The sequence below is a fragment of the Burkholderia sp. PU8-34 genome (assembly GCF_053427725.1).
In genome coordinates, this window is sequence record NZ_JBSAXC010000016.1 from 80,454 (window position 1) to 97,897 (window position 17,444).

15 protein-coding genes are annotated in these 17,444 nt (G+C 64.5%); all 15 read left to right on the forward strand.

The features are described from left to right. Positions 1-46: 46 nt before the first annotated feature. Positions 47-931 (forward strand): branched-chain amino acid ABC transporter permease, encoded by an 885-nt coding sequence (locus ACV22Z_RS28770; RefSeq protein WP_448079645.1) that lies wholly within the window; start codon positions 47-49, stop codon positions 929-931. Beyond that, complete coding sequence (locus ACV22Z_RS28775; RefSeq protein WP_448079646.1) at positions 931-1,908, forward strand: branched-chain amino acid ABC transporter permease; 978 nt, start codon at positions 931-933, stop codon at positions 1,906-1,908. Before ACV22Z_RS28770 ends, ACV22Z_RS28775 begins: the two co-directional genes overlap by 1 nt. A gap of 1,138 nt (positions 1,909-3,046) precedes the next feature. Further along, the gene (locus tag ACV22Z_RS28780) at positions 3,047-4,204 is read left to right on the forward strand and encodes an ABC transporter substrate-binding protein (protein ID WP_448079647.1); all 1,158 of its coding nucleotides are present in this window, start codon (positions 3,047-3,049) and stop codon (positions 4,202-4,204) included. 202 nt (positions 4,205-4,406) lie between these two features. After that, positions 4,407-5,462: a branched-chain amino acid ABC transporter permease gene (locus ACV22Z_RS28785; RefSeq protein ID WP_448079648.1), complete on the forward strand. Its 1,056-nt coding sequence runs from the start codon at positions 4,407-4,409 to the stop codon at positions 5,460-5,462. 4 nt (positions 5,463-5,466) lie between these two features. Beyond that, positions 5,467-7,251 (forward strand): branched-chain amino acid ABC transporter ATP-binding protein/permease, encoded by a 1,785-nt coding sequence (locus tag ACV22Z_RS28790; protein ID WP_448079649.1) that lies wholly within the window; start codon positions 5,467-5,469, stop codon positions 7,249-7,251. Next, the gene (locus tag ACV22Z_RS28795) at positions 7,251-8,006 is read left to right on the forward strand and encodes an ABC transporter ATP-binding protein (RefSeq protein WP_448079701.1); all 756 of its coding nucleotides are present in this window, start codon (positions 7,251-7,253) and stop codon (positions 8,004-8,006) included. The genes ACV22Z_RS28790 and ACV22Z_RS28795 overlap by 1 nt, the downstream gene beginning before the upstream one ends. 807 nt (positions 8,007-8,813) lie before the next feature. After that, positions 8,814-10,784, forward strand: a complete 1,971-nt coding sequence (gene mnmG / locus ACV22Z_RS28800; RefSeq protein ID WP_448079650.1) for a tRNA uridine-5-carboxymethylaminomethyl(34) synthesis enzyme MnmG — start codon at positions 8,814-8,816, stop codon at positions 10,782-10,784. Beyond that, positions 10,781-11,467: a 16S rRNA (guanine(527)-N(7))-methyltransferase RsmG gene (gene rsmG / locus ACV22Z_RS28805; protein WP_448079651.1), complete on the forward strand. Its 687-nt coding sequence runs from the start codon at positions 10,781-10,783 to the stop codon at positions 11,465-11,467. The genes mnmG and rsmG overlap by 4 nt, the downstream gene beginning before the upstream one ends. A 53-nt stretch (positions 11,468-11,520) precedes the next feature. Next, a complete protein-coding gene (locus tag ACV22Z_RS28810) occupies positions 11,521-12,297 on the forward strand; it encodes a ParA family protein (RefSeq protein WP_448079652.1) in 777 nt (258 codons plus the stop codon). A gap of 31 nt (positions 12,298-12,328) precedes the next feature. Continuing rightward, positions 12,329-13,222, forward strand: coding sequence for a ParB/RepB/Spo0J family partition protein (locus ACV22Z_RS28815; protein WP_448079653.1), 894 nt, complete (start codon positions 12,329-12,331; stop codon positions 13,220-13,222). A 13-nt stretch (positions 13,223-13,235) separates the two neighbouring features. Further along, complete coding sequence (locus ACV22Z_RS28820) at positions 13,236-14,366, forward strand: SLC13 family permease (protein WP_448079654.1); 1,131 nt, start codon at positions 13,236-13,238, stop codon at positions 14,364-14,366. 639 nt (positions 14,367-15,005) lie between these two features. Then, positions 15,006-15,533, forward strand: a complete 528-nt coding sequence (locus ACV22Z_RS28825) for an ATP synthase subunit I (protein WP_448079655.1) — start codon at positions 15,006-15,008, stop codon at positions 15,531-15,533. Between the two features lie 113 nt (positions 15,534-15,646). Next, complete coding sequence (gene atpB / locus ACV22Z_RS28830; RefSeq protein WP_448079656.1) at positions 15,647-16,498, forward strand: F0F1 ATP synthase subunit A; 852 nt, start codon at positions 15,647-15,649, stop codon at positions 16,496-16,498. A 75-nt stretch (positions 16,499-16,573) separates the two neighbouring features. Beyond that, on the forward strand, positions 16,574-16,843 hold the full coding sequence (gene atpE, locus ACV22Z_RS28835) for a F0F1 ATP synthase subunit C (protein WP_004195828.1): 270 nt from the start codon (positions 16,574-16,576) through the stop codon (positions 16,841-16,843). 130 nt (positions 16,844-16,973) lie between these two features. Then, on the forward strand, positions 16,974-17,444 hold the full coding sequence (locus ACV22Z_RS28840; RefSeq protein WP_011350523.1) for a F0F1 ATP synthase subunit B: 471 nt from the start codon (positions 16,974-16,976) through the stop codon (positions 17,442-17,444).

The following is a 17,444-nucleotide window of genomic DNA, read 5'->3' on the forward strand; positions in this document are numbered from 1 at the left end:
CACGCTGGTTGCGCACGCAACGAACCTCACTCTGACGGCAGAATCGATGGAAATCTTTGGCATTCCGCTGCCCGCGATGCTGAGCCAGCTGTTGCTCGGGCTCGTCAACGGCTCGTTCTACGCGATCCTGAGCCTCGGGCTCGCGGTGATCTTCGGGCTGCTCAACGTGATCAACTTCGCACACGGCGCGCTGTTCATGCTCGGTGCGATGCTCGCGTGGATGGGGCTGTCGTATTTCGGGCTGCCGTACTGGGCGATGCTCGTGCTCGCACCGCTCGTCGTCGGCGTGTTCGGTGTCGTCATCGAGCGCTCGATGCTGCGCTGGCTGTACAAGCTCGACCACCTGTACGGGCTGTTGCTGACGTTCGGCCTCACGCTCGTCGTGGAAGGCGTGTTCCGCTCGATCTACGGCTCGTCCGGCCAGTCGTACGACGTGCCGTCGCAGCTCGCCGGCGCGACCAATCTCGGTTTCATGTTCCTGCCGAACTACCGTGCGTGGGTCGTCGTCGCGTCGCTCGCGGTGTGCCTCGTGACGTGGTTCGTGATCGAGAAGACGCGCCTGGGCGCGTACCTGCGCGCAGGCACCGAGAATCCGAAGCTCGTCGAGGCGTTCGGGGTGAACGTGCCGATGATGATCACGCTCACCTACGGCTTCGGCGTCGCGCTCGCCGCGTTCGCGGGCGTGCTGGCCGCGCCGGTCATCCAGGTCTCGCCGCTGATGGGCCAGCCGATGATCATCACGGTGTTCGCCGTGGTCGTGATCGGCGGGATGGGCTCGATCCTCGGCTCGATCCTGACGGGCCTGATGCTCGGCGTGATCGAGGGCCTTACGCGGGTGTTCTATCCGGAGGCGTCGGCGACGGTCGTGTTCGTGATCATGGCGATCGTGCTGCTGATCCGTCCGGCGGGCCTCTTCGGCAAGGAAAAATGATGCAGAGAAAAGTGCTCTACGGCGTGCTGCTCGCCGCACTGCTGGCCGCGCCGTTCATCGGCGTGTATCCGCTGTTCGTGATGAAGGTGCTCACGTTCTCGCTGTTCGCCGCCGCGTTCAACCTGCTGATCGGCTATACGGGGCTGCTGTCGTTCGGCCATGCGATGTTCCTCGCGACGGCCGGCTACCTGACCGGCTATTCGATGCAGACGCTCGGCGCGACGCCCGAGCTCGGCGTGCTCGCGGGCACAGCCGCGGCGACGCTGCTCGGGCTCGTCGTCGGCCTGTTCGCGATCCGCCGGCAGGGGATCTACTTCGCGATGATCACGCTCGCGTTCGCGCAGATGGTCTATTTCATCTATCTGCAGGCGCCGTTCACGCACGGCGAGGACGGCCTGCAGGGCGTGCCGCGCGGCCGGCTGTTCGGCGTGCTCGACCTGTCGTCCGACCTCACGCTGTACTACATCGTGCTCGCGGTGATCGTCGCCGCGTGCGCGTTCATCGTGCGGGTCGTCCATTCGCCGTTCGGCCAGGTGCTCGGCGCGATCAAGGAGAACGAGGCGCGCGCGATTTCGCTCGGCTATGACACCGACCGCTTCAAGCTGCTCGCGTTCATCCTGTCGGCGGGGCTTGCAGGGCTCGCCGGATCGCTTAAGGTGCTCGTGCTCGGCTTCGAGACGCTGTCCGACGCATACTGGACGATGTCGGGCCTCGTCGTGCTGATGACGCTCGTCGGCGGGATGGGCACGCTGTTCGGCCCGCTGCTGGGCGCGGCGCTGATCGTCGCGCTCGAGGACCGGCTCGGCGATATCGGCGAATGGCTCGCGTCGGTGACCGGCATCGGCTGGTTCCACTCGCTCGGCGAGTCGGCGACGATCGTCACCGGGCTGATCTTCATCGCGTGCGTGCTCGCGTTCCGGCGCGGGATCGTCGGCGAAATGATCGCGCGGTACAAGCCTCTCAGGGCCTCTCATTGATGCGAGGCACCATCGGACGATGGTTGCGGGCGCATCGACGCAGCCTCCGGCCGGCGTCGCGCGGTGTTCTGGTGCCCCATTTTCGTGCGGCAATGCACCATAGGGGTAAATGCTAAGTTGCCGCAGTGTGAAAGCTCCTTTAATCTTCGTCCTAGTTCTGATGCACCGCGAAACGATTTTTGCAGGTGGAGAACGAGGAGACAATCGAGGCACAAAGTGCCCGGACCCAAAGCGCTGTTGGACGGAATCCAACAGCGCTTTTTCATTTGTGTGCGCGTTTTCCTGCCGTTGGTGCATCGGCCGGCGACGCGTTCCTTCCTGCGGTCGCCGTCCGGCGCACTGTCTCTCCCGCTTTTTCGTTTTCCCGTTTTGCCGCTTTTCCGTCATTCGATCGCGTCGCGGCGAACCCATGCCTGCTTCGGGCTTACCCGGTTGGCGCGCGCAGAAGGCGTCCGTTACACTCGCCTTTCACCGACCAGGCGGTCGGGAATACGGTCGGCAGTTCTCCTACAAGCAGAATGCAGAAGAAGGAGTGCGGTTGAATGAGAAGCGCATGGCGACGGATCGGAGTGGGGGTGGCGGCGGGGGCCGCCGATGCAGCACGACGCGTGCGCACAGGCGCGCTGAGCGGCGTTGGGGCCGCTGCCGCATCGGGCTGCACGGCGGGTTGCTTGGCCGGCCTGGATGTCCTGGCACCGTCGCTGAAGGCGACTCACGCGCTCCCGATCATTGTCGAACCGGCGGGCGCACGTCACGCATGAGCGTCCCGTTTTCCGTCGAACGAATCTGCCCGGCACGCTTCACGCACGAGCCACCCGACGGCCCGGTGGCGCCGCGCAATGGCGTTGCTTCGGCCGCGTGCCTGTCACGATCCCCGCACATTCATCCTGGCGACACGCCGGCCGCAGAGGGTTGCGTACGTCGGTTCCGTGCACAACGATCTGCGATCGGCCTGCGCCGTGCCGCGCGTGTGACGTCGTCCGGGCCGCGAGCGGCGCGTCCCTGGCAGGCGTGCGTTTCACGGGAAAACGAGCGTAGGCGCGGCCATGCCGGATAGTTAAATTATTAACTTGTTTGGAGACCGGGCGCCGCCCGAGCGCCCCGAGGATTTTTCGAGCAGCGTTTGGAGACAACGTAAATGAAGATGAATCGATGGATGGAGGCCGTGCTCGCCGCGGGCCTCGTGTGTGCGACGGCGAGCGCGTCGGCGCAGGTGAAGATCGGCGTGACGCTGTCGGCCACCGGGCCGGCCGCGTCGCTCGGCATTCCGGAAAAGAACACGATCGCGCTGCTGCCGAAGGAAATCGCGGGCAAGAGCGTGCAGTACATCGTGCTCGACGACGCGTCCGATACGAGCCGCGCGGTGCAGAACGTGCGCAAGCTGATCGACGAGGATCACGTCGACGCGATCATCGGTTCGTCGGTCACGCCGAATTCGCTCGCGATGCTCGACCCCGTGTCGCAGGGCAAGACGCCGGCGATTTCGCTCGCGGCGAGCGCGCAGATCATTTCCCCGATGGACGCGAAGCGTGCATGGATGTTCAAGGTGCCGCAGAACGACAGGCTGATGGCCGACGCGATTGCCGGCTACATGGCGAAGCACGGCGTGAAGACGGTGGGCTTCATCGGCTTCGCAGACGCGTACGGCGACAGCTGGTACAGCACGTTCAGCGCGGCCGCCGCCGCGAACGGGATCAAGATCGTGTCGAACGAGCGCTATAACCGCACCGATGCGTCGGTGATGGGGCAGGTGCTGAAGCTGATCGGCTCGAACCCCGACGCGGTGCTGATCGGCGGCTCCGGCACGCCGGCCGCGCTGCCCGCGAAGACGCTGAAGGAGCGCGGCTACAAGGGCAAGGTGTACCAGACCCACGGCGTCGCGAACAACGACTTCCTGCGCGTGTGCGGCAAGGATTGCGAAGGCGAGATCCTGCCGGCGGGCCCCGTGCTCGTGACCGACCAGCTGCCGGATTCGAACCCGGTGAAGAAGCCGTCGCAGGCGTACCGGGTGGCCTACGAGAAAGCGTACGGTGCCGGCTCGGTGTCGACGTTCGGCGGCCATGCGTGGGACGCGGGGCAACTGCTGCAGCGCGCGATTCCCGATGCGCTGAAGAAGGGGCAGCCGGGCACCGAGGCGTTCCGCGAAGCGCTGCGCGCGTCGCTCGAGAACGTGAAGGATCTGCCTGTATCGCACGGTGTGATCAACATGACGCCGACCGATCACAACGGCTTCGATACCCGCGCGCGCGTGATGGTGCAGATCGTCGACAGCAAGTGGAAGCTGCAGGCCGAGTGAGTTCCACGTGAATGGGGCAGGCGCGCGCGTCGTGAAGGACGCTGCGCGCCGTCCGCCGGTGACCGTGCGTGGCGGTCATCACGCATCCCGCGAACGGTGATTCAATCGATCGTGCGCGCGCGCACCGCGTCGTGCCCCCGGCCCGCGTTCAGCCGGCCGGTGATCGCCGTTCGTCCCGCAGCCTTCTCGATACACGAAACGTATGGATCTCTCGATTGCGGCGATCCTCGCGCAAGACGGCATCACGACCGGCGCCATTTATGCATTGCTGTCGCTGGCGCTCGTGCTGGTGTTTTCCGTCACGCGGGTGATCTTCATTCCCCAGGGCGAGTTCGTCGCCTACGGTGCGCTGACGCTGGCTGCGTTGCAGGCGCAGAAATTTCCCGCCACCTGCTGGCTGCTGTTCGTGATGGGCATCGCGTGCTTCGTGCTCGAAGTCGGCGGCCTGATCCGGCATCGTGAGCGTCGCCACCCGCTCGGCCGCACGTTGACGACGCTCGGGAGCCGCTACGTGCTGCTGCCGCTCGCGGTGTTCGCGGTCACGCGCAGCGTCGCCTCGCAGCCGCTGCCGATGCTCGCGCAGATCGCGCTGACGCTCGCGATTGTCGTGCCGATGGGGCCGTTCATGTATCGGCTCGCGTATCAGCCGATCGCCGAGGCGACGACGCTGCTGCTGCTGATCGTGTCGGTCGCCGTGCATTTTGCGATGGTGGGCCTCGGGCTCGTGATGTTCGGCGCCGAAGGGTCGCGCACCAATGCGTTCTCGGATGCGTCGCTGTCGATCGGCAGCCTGACGGTGTCGCTGCAAAGCATCCTGGTGGTCGTCACCGCGCTCGTGATGATCGCGGCGCTGTACCTGTACTTCGGCCGCACGATCGCCGGCAAGGCGCTGCGCGCGACGTCGGTGAACCGGCTCGGCGCGCGGCTCGTCGGCATCGGCACGACGGAAGCGGGGCGGCTCGCGTTCACGCTCGCGGCTGCGCTCGGCGTGCTGTCCGGCATCCTCGTCGGCCCGCTGACGACGATCTACTACGACTCGGGCTTCCTGATCGGCCTGAAGGGCTTCGTCGGCGCGATCATCGGCGGGCTCGTCAGCTATCCGCTCGCGGCGGCCGGCTCGCTGCTCGTCGGCGTGCTCGAGTCGTATTCGTCGTTCTGGGCGAGCGCATACAAGGAAGTGATCGTGTTCACGCTGATCATTCCAGTGCTGCTGTGGCGCAGCTTCGCGACGCCGCACGTGGAAGAGGACGAGGAGTGACCCGATGAAGACGATGCTGCGCAACAAGACGTTCTGGCTGTTTCTCGTGGTGCTGTTCGCGCTGCCGGTGCTGCCCGGCGCGCTGCGGGTGCCGGAATACTGGATCACGCTGCTGAACTACATCGGCCTCGATGCGATCGTCGCGATCGGGCTCGTGCTGCTGACGGGCGTCGGCGGGATGACGAGCTTCGGACAGGCGGCGTTCGTCGGGATCGGCGCGTATGCGACCGCATACCTGACGACGGCCATTGGCGTGTCACCGTGGCTCGCGCTGATCGCCGGCGTCGTGCTGACGGGGCTCGTCGCGCTCGTGCTGGGCGCGGTGACGATGCGGCTGTCGGGGCACTTCCTGCCGCTCGGCACGATCGCGTGGGGGCTCGCGCTGTTCTACCTGTTCGGCAACCTCGAGCTGCTCGGCAAGTACGACGGGATCAACGGCGTTCCGGCGCTGAACCTGTTCGGCATCGTGCTCGACAGCGGGCGCAACCTGTATTTCCTGATCTGGGCCGTCGTGCTGGCGGCGATCGTGTCCGTACAGAACCTGCTGAACAGCCGGCCGGGCCGCGCGATCCGCGCGTTGCGCGGCGGCGGCGTGATGGCCGAGGCAATGGGCGTGAACACCGCGTGGATGCGGGTCGTGATCTTCGTCTACGCGGCGGTGCTGGCGGCGATTTCGGGTTTCCTGTACGCGCACCTGCAGCGCGCGGTGAACCCGACGCCGTTCGGCCTGAACCACGGGATCGAATTCCTGTTCATGGCGGTGGTCGGCGGCGTCGCGCACGTGTGGGGCGCGGTGCTCGGTGCGGCGATCCTCACCGTGCTGCAGGACTATCTGCAGACGCTGCTGCCGAAGCTGCTCGGCGCCGAAGGCAACTTCGAGATCATCGTGTTCGGCGTCGTGATGGTGCTGCTGCTGCAGTACGCACGGCAGGGCGTCTGGCCGTTCGTCGCGAGACTGTTTCCGCGTGGCCCGCGCGCGCACGCGCCGCACGGCGCCGACCCTTTGCCGCAGCGCACGAGGCCGGCCAGCGGCGAGACGCTGCTCGTCGTCGACAACGCGCGCAAGCAGTTCGGCGGGCTCGTGGCCGTCAACGACGTGAGCTTCGAGGTCAACGCAGGGCAGATCATCGGCCTGATCGGGCCGAACGGCGCCGGCAAATCGACCACGTTCAACCTCGTGACGGGCGTGTTGAAGCCGACGCGCGGCACGATCACGTTCCGCGGCGAGCGGATCGACGGCCTGACGTCGCGCGAGATCGTGCGGCGCGGGATCGGCCGCACGTTCCAGCACGTGAAGCTGCTGCCGGGGATGACGGTGCTGGAAAACGTCGCGCTCGGTGCGCATCTGCGCGGCAGGACCGGCGTCTGGCGCAGCATTGCGCGGCTCAACGCACACGAGGAGGCGCAGTTGCTGGCCGAGGCGGCGCGCCAGATCCGTCGCGTCGGCCTCGAGAACCACATGTATGACGAAGCGGGGAGCCTCGCGCTCGGCCAGCAGCGGATTCTCGAAATCGCCCGTGCGCTGTGCTGCGATCCGACACTGCTACTGCTCGACGAGCCGGCCGCCGGGCTGCGCTACAAGGAGAAGCAGCAACTGGCGGACCTGCTGCGACGGCTGAAGGCGGAAGGCATGAGCGTGCTGCTCGTCGAGCACGACATGGATTTCGTGATGAATCTCACCGATCGGCTGGTGGTGATGGAGTTCGGCACGCGGATCGCGGAAGGACTGCCGCAGGACGTGCAGCAGGACCCGGCGGTACTCGAAGCCTATCTGGGCGGGGTGGAATGATGACGGACACAACGACGCCGATTCTCGACGTGCACGGGCTCGCAGTCCGGTACGGCAAGGTGGAGGCGCTGCACGGCGCGGCGATCAAGGTAGGCGCTGGCCAGATCGTCAGCGTGATCGGGCCCAACGGGGCCGGCAAATCGACGCTGCTGAACGCGATCATGGGCGCGTTGCCAGTGACCGGGCATGCGTCGGGCGCGATCGTGTATCGCGGCACCGACGTCGGCGCGCTGCCGATCGAGCAGCGTGTCGCGCGCGGCATGTGCCTCGTGCCGGAAAAGCGCGAGCTGTTCGGCACGATGTCGGTGGAGGACAACCTCGTGCTCGGTGCTTACCGGCGCAAGCAGGCGGGCGTGGCGAACTTTCTCGACCAGCTCGATCACGTGTTTGCACTGTTTCCGCGGCTGAGGGAACGGCGCAATCAGGCGGCCGGCACGCTGTCCGGCGGCGAGCGGCAGATGCTGGCGGTAGGGCGGGCGCTGATGGGCAAGCCCGACCTGCTGATGCTCGACGAGCCGAGCCTGGGCCTTGCACCGCTGATCGTGAAGGAGATTTTTCATATCATCAGCGCGCTGCGTGGCACAGGCGTTGCGACGCTGTTGATCGAGCAGAATGCGCGTGCGGCGCTTCAGATCTCGGATTACGGCTATGTGCTCGAGACGGGCGAGTTTGCGCTGGAGGGGCCGGCGGCCGAACTGGCACAGAATCCGCGTGTGATTGAGACCTACCTCGGTTTGACGAAGAAGTCGGCCTGATTGTTAGGGCGGCTGGAGGGGAAGCGGACGGCGTGTTTCACGTGAAACACGCCGTTTTTGTTTGGGGTTGGGAATGGCACCGGCTGAGCCGGCACAGGCTCCGCGCGCGACTGAGACTTGCCGGCTTTCCGCCAAGGGGACTTCCTTCGGGCGCGTGCAAGGAGTGAGGCGCACCGTTTGACCGAGCCAAACAAGCGACGATCGACGCCGCAATGCGGTCGGCAGCGCACGTTCCCTTGGTCTTAAAAATTCATTCGTGGTGGCCGGCCTACGAGGCTGGCCACCAGAAGGGCCGATCACCGCGTCATGCTCCATGCGCTCGGCCCTTCTGCTGACCAGCGCAAGCCCGTTATTAGCGTGAACAGGCCATGGAGGCGGATGCGATGTTTCACATGAAACACTCCGGTTTTGTCTGAGGTGTGCCGATGCGGGTGCGGGCGTCTCGATGACTCGACATGGGGATAAGTGCCGGACGAACAGTCGGAAAATCTGTGAGCTGACTGGCCAGGTGACCCCCACAAGTGCCGCTGTAGAGGCTTCGTCTTGATTCAGGGCGGTAAGTTGCGATGATCCACAGGCTTGTTCCCGGACGTGCGCTTGCACAGTGTCGGCGGTGTTCCGGGCACCGGCAGACCCGCCACAGGAGCCGATCGAGCGACACAGATTGGCCGATCGGTCGACGGAAAACCGGTGAAATGAACGGACCCTACCATTCGGACGGTCTTCGGATGAAAAGCGAACCCGCTATAATTCGGCCCATACATTTCTCAGATAGGTTCGTGCGCCGTCCTGCGTACGGAATCCACCATGCTTTTTCCCACAGAATTTGACGTCATCGTCGTCGGCGGCGGTCACGCCGGCACGGAGGCCGCATTGGCGTCTGCCCGCATGGGCGTTAAGACGCTGCTGCTGACTCACAACATCGAAACCCTCGGGCAGATGAGCTGCAATCCGTCGATCGGCGGCATTGGCAAGGGCCATCTGGTCAAGGAAGTCGATGCGCTGGGCGGCGCAATGGCTGCTGCGACGGATGAGGGCGGTATCCAGTTCCGGATCCTCAATTCGTCGAAGGGCCCGGCTGTGCGCGCGACGCGCGCACAGGCTGACCGCATCCTGTACAAGGCGGCGATCCGTCGCCAACTCGAGAATCAGCCGAATCTGTGGCTATTCCAGCAAGCGGTCGACGATCTGATGGTCGAAGGTGACCGCGTGGTGGGCGCCGTCACACAGATCGGCATCCGTTTTCGTGCGCGCGCTGTGGTGCTGACCGCCGGGACCTTCCTCGACGGCAAGATCCACGTCGGCCTGAACAACTACACCGGCGGTCGCGCAGGGGATCCGGCGGCTGTGACGCTGTCCGCGCGTCTGAAGGAGCTGAAGCTGCCGCAAGGGCGGCTGAAGACCGGGACGCCGCCGCGTATCGACGGCCGCTCGATCGACTTCTCGAAGCTGGAAGAGCAGCCGGGCGATCTCGATCCGATTCCTGTGTTCTCGTTCCTGGGCCGAGCAGAGCAGCACCCGCAGCAGCTGCCGTGCTGGGTCACGCATACGAACGAGCGCACGCACGACATCATCCGCGGCGGCCTCGACCGCTCGCCTATGTATACAGGCGTGATCGAAGGTGTCGGGCCGCGTTACTGCCCGTCGATCGAGGACAAGATCCACCGTTTCGCGTCCAAGGAATCGCACCAGATCTTCCTCGAGCCGGAAGGGCTGACGACCAACGAGTTCTATCCGAACGGGATCTCGACGAGCCTGCCGTTCGACGTGCAGCTCGAGCTCGTGCATTCGATGCGAGGCCTCGAACAGGCGCATATCCTGCGCCCGGGCTACGCAATCGAGTACGACTACTTCGATCCGCGGGCGCTGAAGGCGTCGCTGGAGACCAAGGCAATCAACGGCCTGTTTTTTGCGGGCCAGATCAATGGGACGACGGGTTACGAAGAAGCGGCGGCGCAGGGCTTGCTGGCTGGCGTGAATGCGGGCCTGTACGTGCAGGAGAAGGACGCGTGGTGCCCGCGTCGCGACCAGGCCTATATGGGCGTACTGGTCGACGATCTGGTGACGCGCGGCGTCGCCGAGCCGTACCGGATGTTCACGAGCCGCGCCGAGTATCGGCTGAGCCTGCGTGAAGACAATGCGGACATGCGCCTGACCGAAATCGGCCGCGAGCTGGGCCTGGTGGACGACGTGCGCTGGGACGCATTCTGCCGGAAGCGCGACGCTGTTTCACGTGAAACCGAGCGCCTGAAGTCGACGTGGGTCACACCGAAGACGCTGCCGGCCGACGAGGCGGTGGCACTGCTCGGCAAGGCGATCGATCACGAATACAGTCTGGCCGAACTGCTGCGTCGCCCCGGCGTCAGCTATGACGGCGTGTGCGGCCTGAAGGACGGCGAGTGCGGTCCGGCGGAGCCGCTGGCCGACGATCCGGTCTTGCTTGCGCAGATCAAGGAGCAGGTCGAGATCGGCATCAAGTATCAGGGTTACATCGAGCGCCAGGCGAGCGAAATCGAGCGCAACGACGCGAACGAGAACACGCGCTTGCCGGAGGGCATCGACTACCGCGAAGTGCGCGGGCTGTCGTTCGAAGTGAGCCAGAAGCTGAATCAGTTCCGGCCGGAAACGATCGGGCAGGCGTCGCGTATTTCGGGTGTGACACCAGCGGCGATCTCGCTGCTGATGGTGCATCTGAAGCGCCGCGGCCTCGGCCGCCGCAACGGTGCCGCAGACGCGGCCGTGGAGCAGGGGGACAGCAATGTCCCGACGCAACAATGACGGCGCGTCGCGCGCCGGCGGTTAATCGGGACGTACTGGAGCGGATGCTCGTCGACGGCGCCAACGCGCTTGACGTCGCGCTGACGGATACCCAGCGAAACCAGCTGCTCGACTATGTCGCGCTGCTCGCGAAATGGAACGCGGTCTACAACCTGACCGCAATTCGCGATCCGCAGCAGATGCTGATCCAGCACATCCTCGATTCGCTGTCGATCGTTCCTCATCTGCGTGGCCGTGCGTCGGCGCGCGTGCTCGACGTCGGTTCGGGTGGCGGTCTGCCGGGCATCGTACTGGCGATCGTCCAGCCGGACTGGCAGGTCACGCTGAACGACATCGTCCACAAGAAATCCGCTTTCCAGACGCAGACCCGGGCCGAGCTGAAGCTCGCGAACCTGTCCGTCGTCACCGGGCGCGTGGAAACGCTGCAGCCTGGCGTCGAAGTGCAGGAAAAATTCGATGTGATCGTGTCGCGCGCATTCGCGGATCTCTCCGACTTCGTTAAACTTGCTCGACATCTGGTTGCGCCGGGCGGCGCGATCTGGGCGATGAAGGGTGTACACCCGGACGACGAGATTGCACGGTTGCCGGACGGCAGCCACGTGAAGCAAACCATTCGGCTGGCGGTGCCGATGCTCGATGCCGAACGGCATCTGATCGAAGTCACCGTCGACGACGCGATTTGATGGCGCGCGAAGTGGCGCGCCGATTGTTTGAAGGTACGAGGAACACATCAACGATGGCAAAGATCTTCTGCGTTGCGAACCAGAAGGGGGGCGTCGGCAAGACGACGACAACGGTCAATCTCGCCGCAAGCCTGGCAGCGCATGAGCAACGCGTCCTGCTGATTGACCTCGACCCGCAGGGCAACGCGACGATGGGCAGCGGGATCGACAAGGCTGGCGTCGAGTCGACCGTGTACGAGGTGCTGGTCGACGGCTTGTCGGTCGCGGACGCGCGCGTGCGCCCCGAATCGGTGACGTACGACGTGCTGCCTGCGAACCGTGAGCTGTCCGGCGCGGAAATCGAACTGATCGGCATCGAGAACCGCGAGCGCCAGTTGAAGGCGGCGCTCGAACGCGTTGCCGACGATTACGACTTCGTGCTGATCGACTGCCCGCCGACGCTGTCGCTGCTGACGCTGAACGGCCTGTGCGCGGCGCATGGCGTCGTGATTCCGATGCAGTGCGAATACTTCGCGCTGGAGGGCCTGTCGGATCTCGTCAACACGATCAAGCAAGTGCACGCGAACATGAACCGAGACCTGAAGATCATCGGGTTGCTGCGGGTGATGTTCGATCCGCGCATCACGCTGCAGCAGCAGGTTTCCGATCAACTGAAGGCGCACTTCGGCGACAAGGTGTTCGACGCGGTGATTCCGCGTAATGTCCGCCTGGCCGAAGCGCCGAGCTACGGTCTGCCCGGCGTCGTGTTCGACCGCAGTTCGCGCGGTGCGCAAGCCTATCTCCAGTTCGGCGCCGAGATGATCGAGCGCGTGCGCACATTCGATGCGTGATCCGGACACGAGCGAAGCGAGGAAGAAACACATGAACGCGGTGCCAAAGAAGAAAGGGTTGGGGCGTGGCCTCGAAGCGCTGCTAGGTGGCAGCGCCGACATCACTGAAGCGGTGAAGATCGAGGGCGCACCGAACACGCTCGCGCTGACGAAGCTGCAGGCTGGCAAATATCAGCCGCGGACGCGGATGGACGAGGGCAGCCTGCAGGAACTGGCGGCAAGCATTCGCGCACAGGGCGTGATGCAGCCGATTCTCGTGCGGCCCATTTCATCGGATAAATACGAGATCATCGCTGGTGAGCGGCGCTTCCGCGCGGCGCGACTCGCCGGTCTCGACGAAGTGCCGGTGCTGGTGAAGGATGTCTCGGATCAGGCCGCCGCTGCGATGGCGCTGATCGAGAACATTCAGCGCGAAGACCTGAATCCGCTCGAAGAGGCGCATGGCATCCAGCGTCTGCTTGACGAATTCCATTTCACGCACGAACAGGCGGCCGAATCGGTCGGCCGCTCGCGCAGCGCGGTGTCGAACCTGCTGCGCCTGCTGAATCTCGCTGCGCCGGTGCAGACGATGCTGCTCGCCGGCGATCTCGACATGGGCCACGCGCGCGCGCTGCTCGCGGTCGATGCGGCGACGCAGATCACGCTCGCCCACCAGGTCGTCAACAAGCGGATGTCGGTGCGCGAGACCGAAAAGCTCGTCACGCAGACGACGAAGGAAGCGCCGGCCGTCAAGGCGCGCGCGAAGGATGATGGCGGCCGCGACACGCGCCGTCTCGAAGAAGAACTGTCCGACCTGCTGGCGTCGACGGTGAAGATCAAGCTCGGCCGCCGCGGGCGAGGGCAGGTGATGATCGATTTCGGCAACCTCGATGCGCTCGAGGGCATCCTTGCACGCCTGCGCGGCAACGTGACGGCAGAAGAGTAACGAGGTGGTGGCGATGGGTAATGCGGGCGCACCGGCAATGCGCCGGTGGTTGGGCTGGTTCGCGCAGGAACCTGTGCTGTCCGTGCTGGCCATCGGTCTCATTCTTCTGGAATGGTTGCGTCCGCAACCATTTGCAGTGCTTGCGAATCGCGTCGACTGGCAGACGGTCGCGACGCTCGCCGGCCTGCTGATGCTGACGAAGGCGCTCGAGCTTTCCGGGTGCCTGATGTGGCTTGCGCACCGCATCGTGCATCACGTGCATTCCGAGCGCGCGCTTGCGATGCTGCTCGTCGTGTTCGCCGCTGCGCTCGCGATGTGGCTCACCAATGACGTTGCGCTGTTCGTCGTCGTCCCGTTGATGGTGTCGTTGCGTGCGCTGACGCCGCTGCCGTTCCGGCGGCTCGTGATCGTCGTCGCGCTGGCCGTCAATGCGGGGTCGGTCGCGACGCCGCTCGGCAATCCGCAGAACCTGTTTCTGTGGCAGTTGAGCGGTGTGTCGTTCGGCCGCTTCGTGCTCACGCTCGGCCCGCTGGCGATTGCGCTGATGGCGCTGCTGCTCGCGGTGACCGCCTGCGCGTTTCGCGCCAAACCGCTCGACCTGTCCGGCGACGCCGTTGCGCTGCCTATGCAGCGCATGCAGGCGCTCGTCGCAGCCGCGCTGTTCGCCGGGTTCGTGCTGCTCGCCGATGCCCATCGTGCGCTGCCGGGCCTGATCGCCGTTGCGGTCGTGCTGCTCGTCGTGCGACGCAATGCAGTGCTGAAGATCGACTGGCTGCTGCTGCTGATTTTCGTGCTGATGTTCGTCGTGCTGCGCAGTGCGGCTGCGCTGCCGGTGGTGCATGACGCGATTGCGCAGGCGCGCCTCGACTCGCCGCTGCGGGTGTTCGCTGCAGGCGCGGCGTTGTCGCAAGGCATCAGCAACGTGCCGGCCGCGATCCTGCTGTCGGAATTTACGCAAGACTGGCGCGCGCTGGCATTCGGGGTGTCGGTCGGCGGCTTCGGCGTGGCGATCGGGTCGCTCGCGAACCTGATCGCTGTGCGGCTCGCAAAGGAGCCGCGGATGTGGCTGCCGTTTCACCTGGTGTCGATCCCGTTCGCGATCGTCAGCGCCGTGCTCGGGGCGTGGTTGCTCGTTCACGGTTGAATTGCGCGTCACAGCGATTTTTCGCGATGGCGGGTCCGTCGCGGTGTTCTCTTGGCGTACCGGGGATGACGGCGCGCAGTGACTAGCCTGGGGCGACATGCTTGCAGGCGGCACGTCCACAGGCGGTGCATCCACAGGCGGTGCTTCCACAGGCAGTGCATCCGTAGGCGCTGCATCCACAGGCAGTGCATCCGAATCACAGCATTCGCGGGCGATCTACTCACAGTGCTGCATCTGTGGCGCCATCTCCACAGCGGCCCGACGGTGGTGAAGATTCCACAGCCGGCGGAGCAGGGCGCCGGCCGACCCGGCGTAACGCGCGCAAGTCATCCACAGGGCGGATTGCGGCGAAACGCGCACCCCCATTCGCCGCGCCTGCCGTCATCATGCCGACACGAAACCGAGTTTCTTCGCGTGCGAAATACCGGTGCTGGACACTGACCTTACAACTGTCATCGTACGTCGTCGATTCACGCGTTTTTCACATCATGAGGCGACGTTTTACGCAGGTTTTTGTCGCGTCTAAAGCCTTGAATCACCTGCAACTATCGCTTACAATCGCCCGGATTTGTTAGCTAGGCGCCCCTGAAAGCTTTCAGAAAGCTTGGGGCCGGTTTCAGGATTTTGCGGAAGACTGCGATGGCGGGTCAGGCGCCGAACGATAGGCACGACGATCAGCGCGCGCAACGCCCCGCTTCAGCGGCCGGCGAGCGGCGCGAATCTTCCGGCGACGAGTGGGATGCCGAGCAGCAAGAAGACAACATCGTTCCGCTCACGCGGGCAGAAGCCGAGAGGTTGTTCGGCCCGAACGTGAGTCGGCCCTCGCGCGTCACCCCCCACAAGGTGGTGATCGTGCAAGTGGCCTTGTCCCTGGTTGCAACGCTGGCGTGGTGGCTGTTTTCAAAGTCGCCGGGCGCCGCTGCGCAATCCGCGTTTCTGGGCGGAGCGATCGGCTGGGTGCCAAGTGCGTTGTTCGTGGCACGACTGAAGGCGGGTGGCTCGGCCACCGTGATGAGCTGGGTGGCGGGTGAAGCCCTCAAGCTCGGCGTGACGATCGGGTTGTTTGCCGCGGTGGCGTTCGGCTACCCCGGCGTGCACTGGGTGCCGCTCCTCGTCACGTACCTCGTCGTGTTGAAGACGTACTGGGTCGCGCTGGCCTGGCGGTAAGCAAGAACAAGCAGCGCGCGGTTTCGACACTGAACTGCGCCGGCCTGTTCCCGCAATAGCATGTTGCGGAATCGGGCAAAACGATTTTCGACAATTTGGGTGGCATTAACGATATGGCAGCTAGCGAAGGCACGCGCGGTCCGGATCCGTCCGAGTACATTGCGCACCACTTGCAGAATTTCTCCACCTCGCATCAGACGTCGATTTTCGACATCCACGTCTGGAACCTCGACACGCTGTTCTGGTCGATCGTGTGCGGCATCGTGACGATCGTCGTGCTGCGCCTGGCCGCCCGCAAGGCGACGTCCGGCGTGCCGGGCCGTTTCCAGTGCGCGATCGAGATGCTCGTCGAAATGGTCGAAGACCAGTCGAAGGCGATCGTCCACGGCAACCGCGCATTCATCGCTCCGCTCGCACTGACCGTGTTCGTGTGGGTCGCGCTGATGAACTCCCTCGACTTCCTCCCCGTCGACCTGCCGGGCCGCGTGATCGGCCTGCTCGGTCTGTCGGACGTGATTTCCCACCATCGCATCGTCCCGACGGCCGACCTGAACGGCACGCTCGGCATCGCGCTCGGCGTGTTCGTCCTGATGATCTACTACAGCGTCAAGATCAAGGGCGCGGGCGGCTTTGCGCATGAGCTGCTGTCGGCGCCGTTCGGCGGCCACCCGCTGCTGTGGATCCCGAACCTTGCGCTCAACATCGTCGAATACGTCGCCAAGACCGTGTCGCTCGGCATGCGGCTGTTCGGCAATATGTACGCGGGTGAGCTGTTGTTCCTGTTGATCGCCCTGCTCGGCAGCATGTGGAGCTTCGGCGGCGACGCAACGTTCCTCGGCTTCATCGGTCACGTGATCGCAGGCAGCGTCTGGGCAATCTTCCACATCCTGATTGTTCTGTTGCAGGCATTCATTTTCATGATGCTGACGCTGGTGTATCTCGGCCAGGCGCACGACAAGCACTAAGCGCGTCGAGCAAAAAAGAGTCTTCGTTTTATTTTTTTAAATCTCAGTTCCAAGTCTTTTCTCAAAGGAGTGATCATGCAAGCTTTCATCGCCAACATCCAGGGTCTGACCGCCATCGGTATCGGCATCATCATCGGCCTGGGTGCGATCGGCGCCTGTATCGGTATCGCGCTGATGGGTGGCAAGTACATCGAAGCATGCGCACGTCAGCCGGAACTCATCAACCCGCTGCAAACGAAGATGTTCCTGCTGGCTGGCCTGATCGACGCTGCATTCCTGATCGGTGTTGGTGTCGCAATGCTGTTCGCGTTCGCGAACCCGCTCCTGTCGAAGCTCGCAGGCTAAGGTTCCTCGGAAATTTGCGCCCGGCGTAACGCCGGCGCAGGGCGGAACGGAGACTTGGGGCGCTGATCGAATGCAACTCGATGAGCGCCTTACCGTTTCATTTTTCCGGAATAGCAGATAAGGAAACACCGTGAATCTCAACGCAACTCTGTTTGCGCAAATGGTCGTGTTCCTGGTCCTCGCGTGGTTCACGATGAAATTCGTGTGGCCGCCGTTGATCAACGCCCTCGACGAACGTTCGAAGAAGATCGCCGACGGCCTCGCCGCCGCGGAAAAGGGCAAGGCAGAACTCGACGCAGCGCACAAGCGCGTGGACCAGGAACTCGCGCAGGCCCGCAACGACGGCCAGCAGCGCATCGCCGACGCTGAAAAGCGTGCCCAGGCGGTCGCCGAGGAAATCAAGTCCAACGCCCAGGCTGAAGCCGCCCGCATCATCGCCCAGGCGAAGGCGGAAGCAGAACAGCAAATCGTGAAGGCGCGCGAAGCGCTGCGTGGCGAAGTCGCTACGCTGGCCGTAAAGGGCGCCGAGCAGATCCTGAAGCGCGAAGTCGATCAAACGGCCCACGCCCAACTGCTGAATCAACTGAAAGCCGAGCTCTGA

Bases quoted from the DNA above. Each gene is read 5' to 3' on its own strand.
- ACV22Z_RS28775 (WP_448079646.1), top strand. From the start codon at position 931: ATGCAGAGAAAAGTGCTCTACGGCGTGCTGCTCGCCGCACTGCTGGCC.
- ACV22Z_RS28810 (WP_448079652.1), top strand. From the start codon at position 11,521: ATGGCAAAGATCTTCTGCGTTGCGAACCAGAAGGGGGGCGTCGGCAAG.
- ACV22Z_RS28770 (WP_448079645.1), top strand. From the start codon at position 47: ATGGAAATCTTTGGCATTCCGCTGCCCGCGATGCTGAGCCAGCTGTTG.
- ACV22Z_RS28785 (WP_448079648.1), top strand. From the start codon at position 4,407: ATGGATCTCTCGATTGCGGCGATCCTCGCGCAAGACGGCATCACGACC.
- ACV22Z_RS28820 (WP_448079654.1), top strand. From the start codon at position 13,236: ATGGGTAATGCGGGCGCACCGGCAATGCGCCGGTGGTTGGGCTGGTTC.
- atpB (WP_448079656.1), top strand. From the start codon at position 15,647: ATGGCAGCTAGCGAAGGCACGCGCGGTCCGGATCCGTCCGAGTACATT.
- ACV22Z_RS28815 (WP_448079653.1), top strand. From the start codon at position 12,329: ATGAACGCGGTGCCAAAGAAGAAAGGGTTGGGGCGTGGCCTCGAAGCG.
- ACV22Z_RS28780 (WP_448079647.1), top strand. From the start codon at position 3,047: ATGAAGATGAATCGATGGATGGAGGCCGTGCTCGCCGCGGGCCTCGTG.
- atpE (WP_004195828.1), top strand. From the start codon at position 16,574: ATGCAAGCTTTCATCGCCAACATCCAGGGTCTGACCGCCATCGGTATC.
- rsmG (WP_448079651.1), top strand. From the start codon at position 10,781: ATGACGGCGCGTCGCGCGCCGGCGGTTAATCGGGACGTACTGGAGCGG.
- ACV22Z_RS28825 (WP_448079655.1), top strand. From the start codon at position 15,006: ATGGCGGGTCAGGCGCCGAACGATAGGCACGACGATCAGCGCGCGCAA.
- ACV22Z_RS28795 (WP_448079701.1), top strand. From the start codon at position 7,251: ATGACGGACACAACGACGCCGATTCTCGACGTGCACGGGCTCGCAGTC.
- ACV22Z_RS28790 (WP_448079649.1), top strand. From the start codon at position 5,467: ATGAAGACGATGCTGCGCAACAAGACGTTCTGGCTGTTTCTCGTGGTG.
- mnmG (WP_448079650.1), top strand. From the start codon at position 8,814: ATGCTTTTTCCCACAGAATTTGACGTCATCGTCGTCGGCGGCGGTCAC.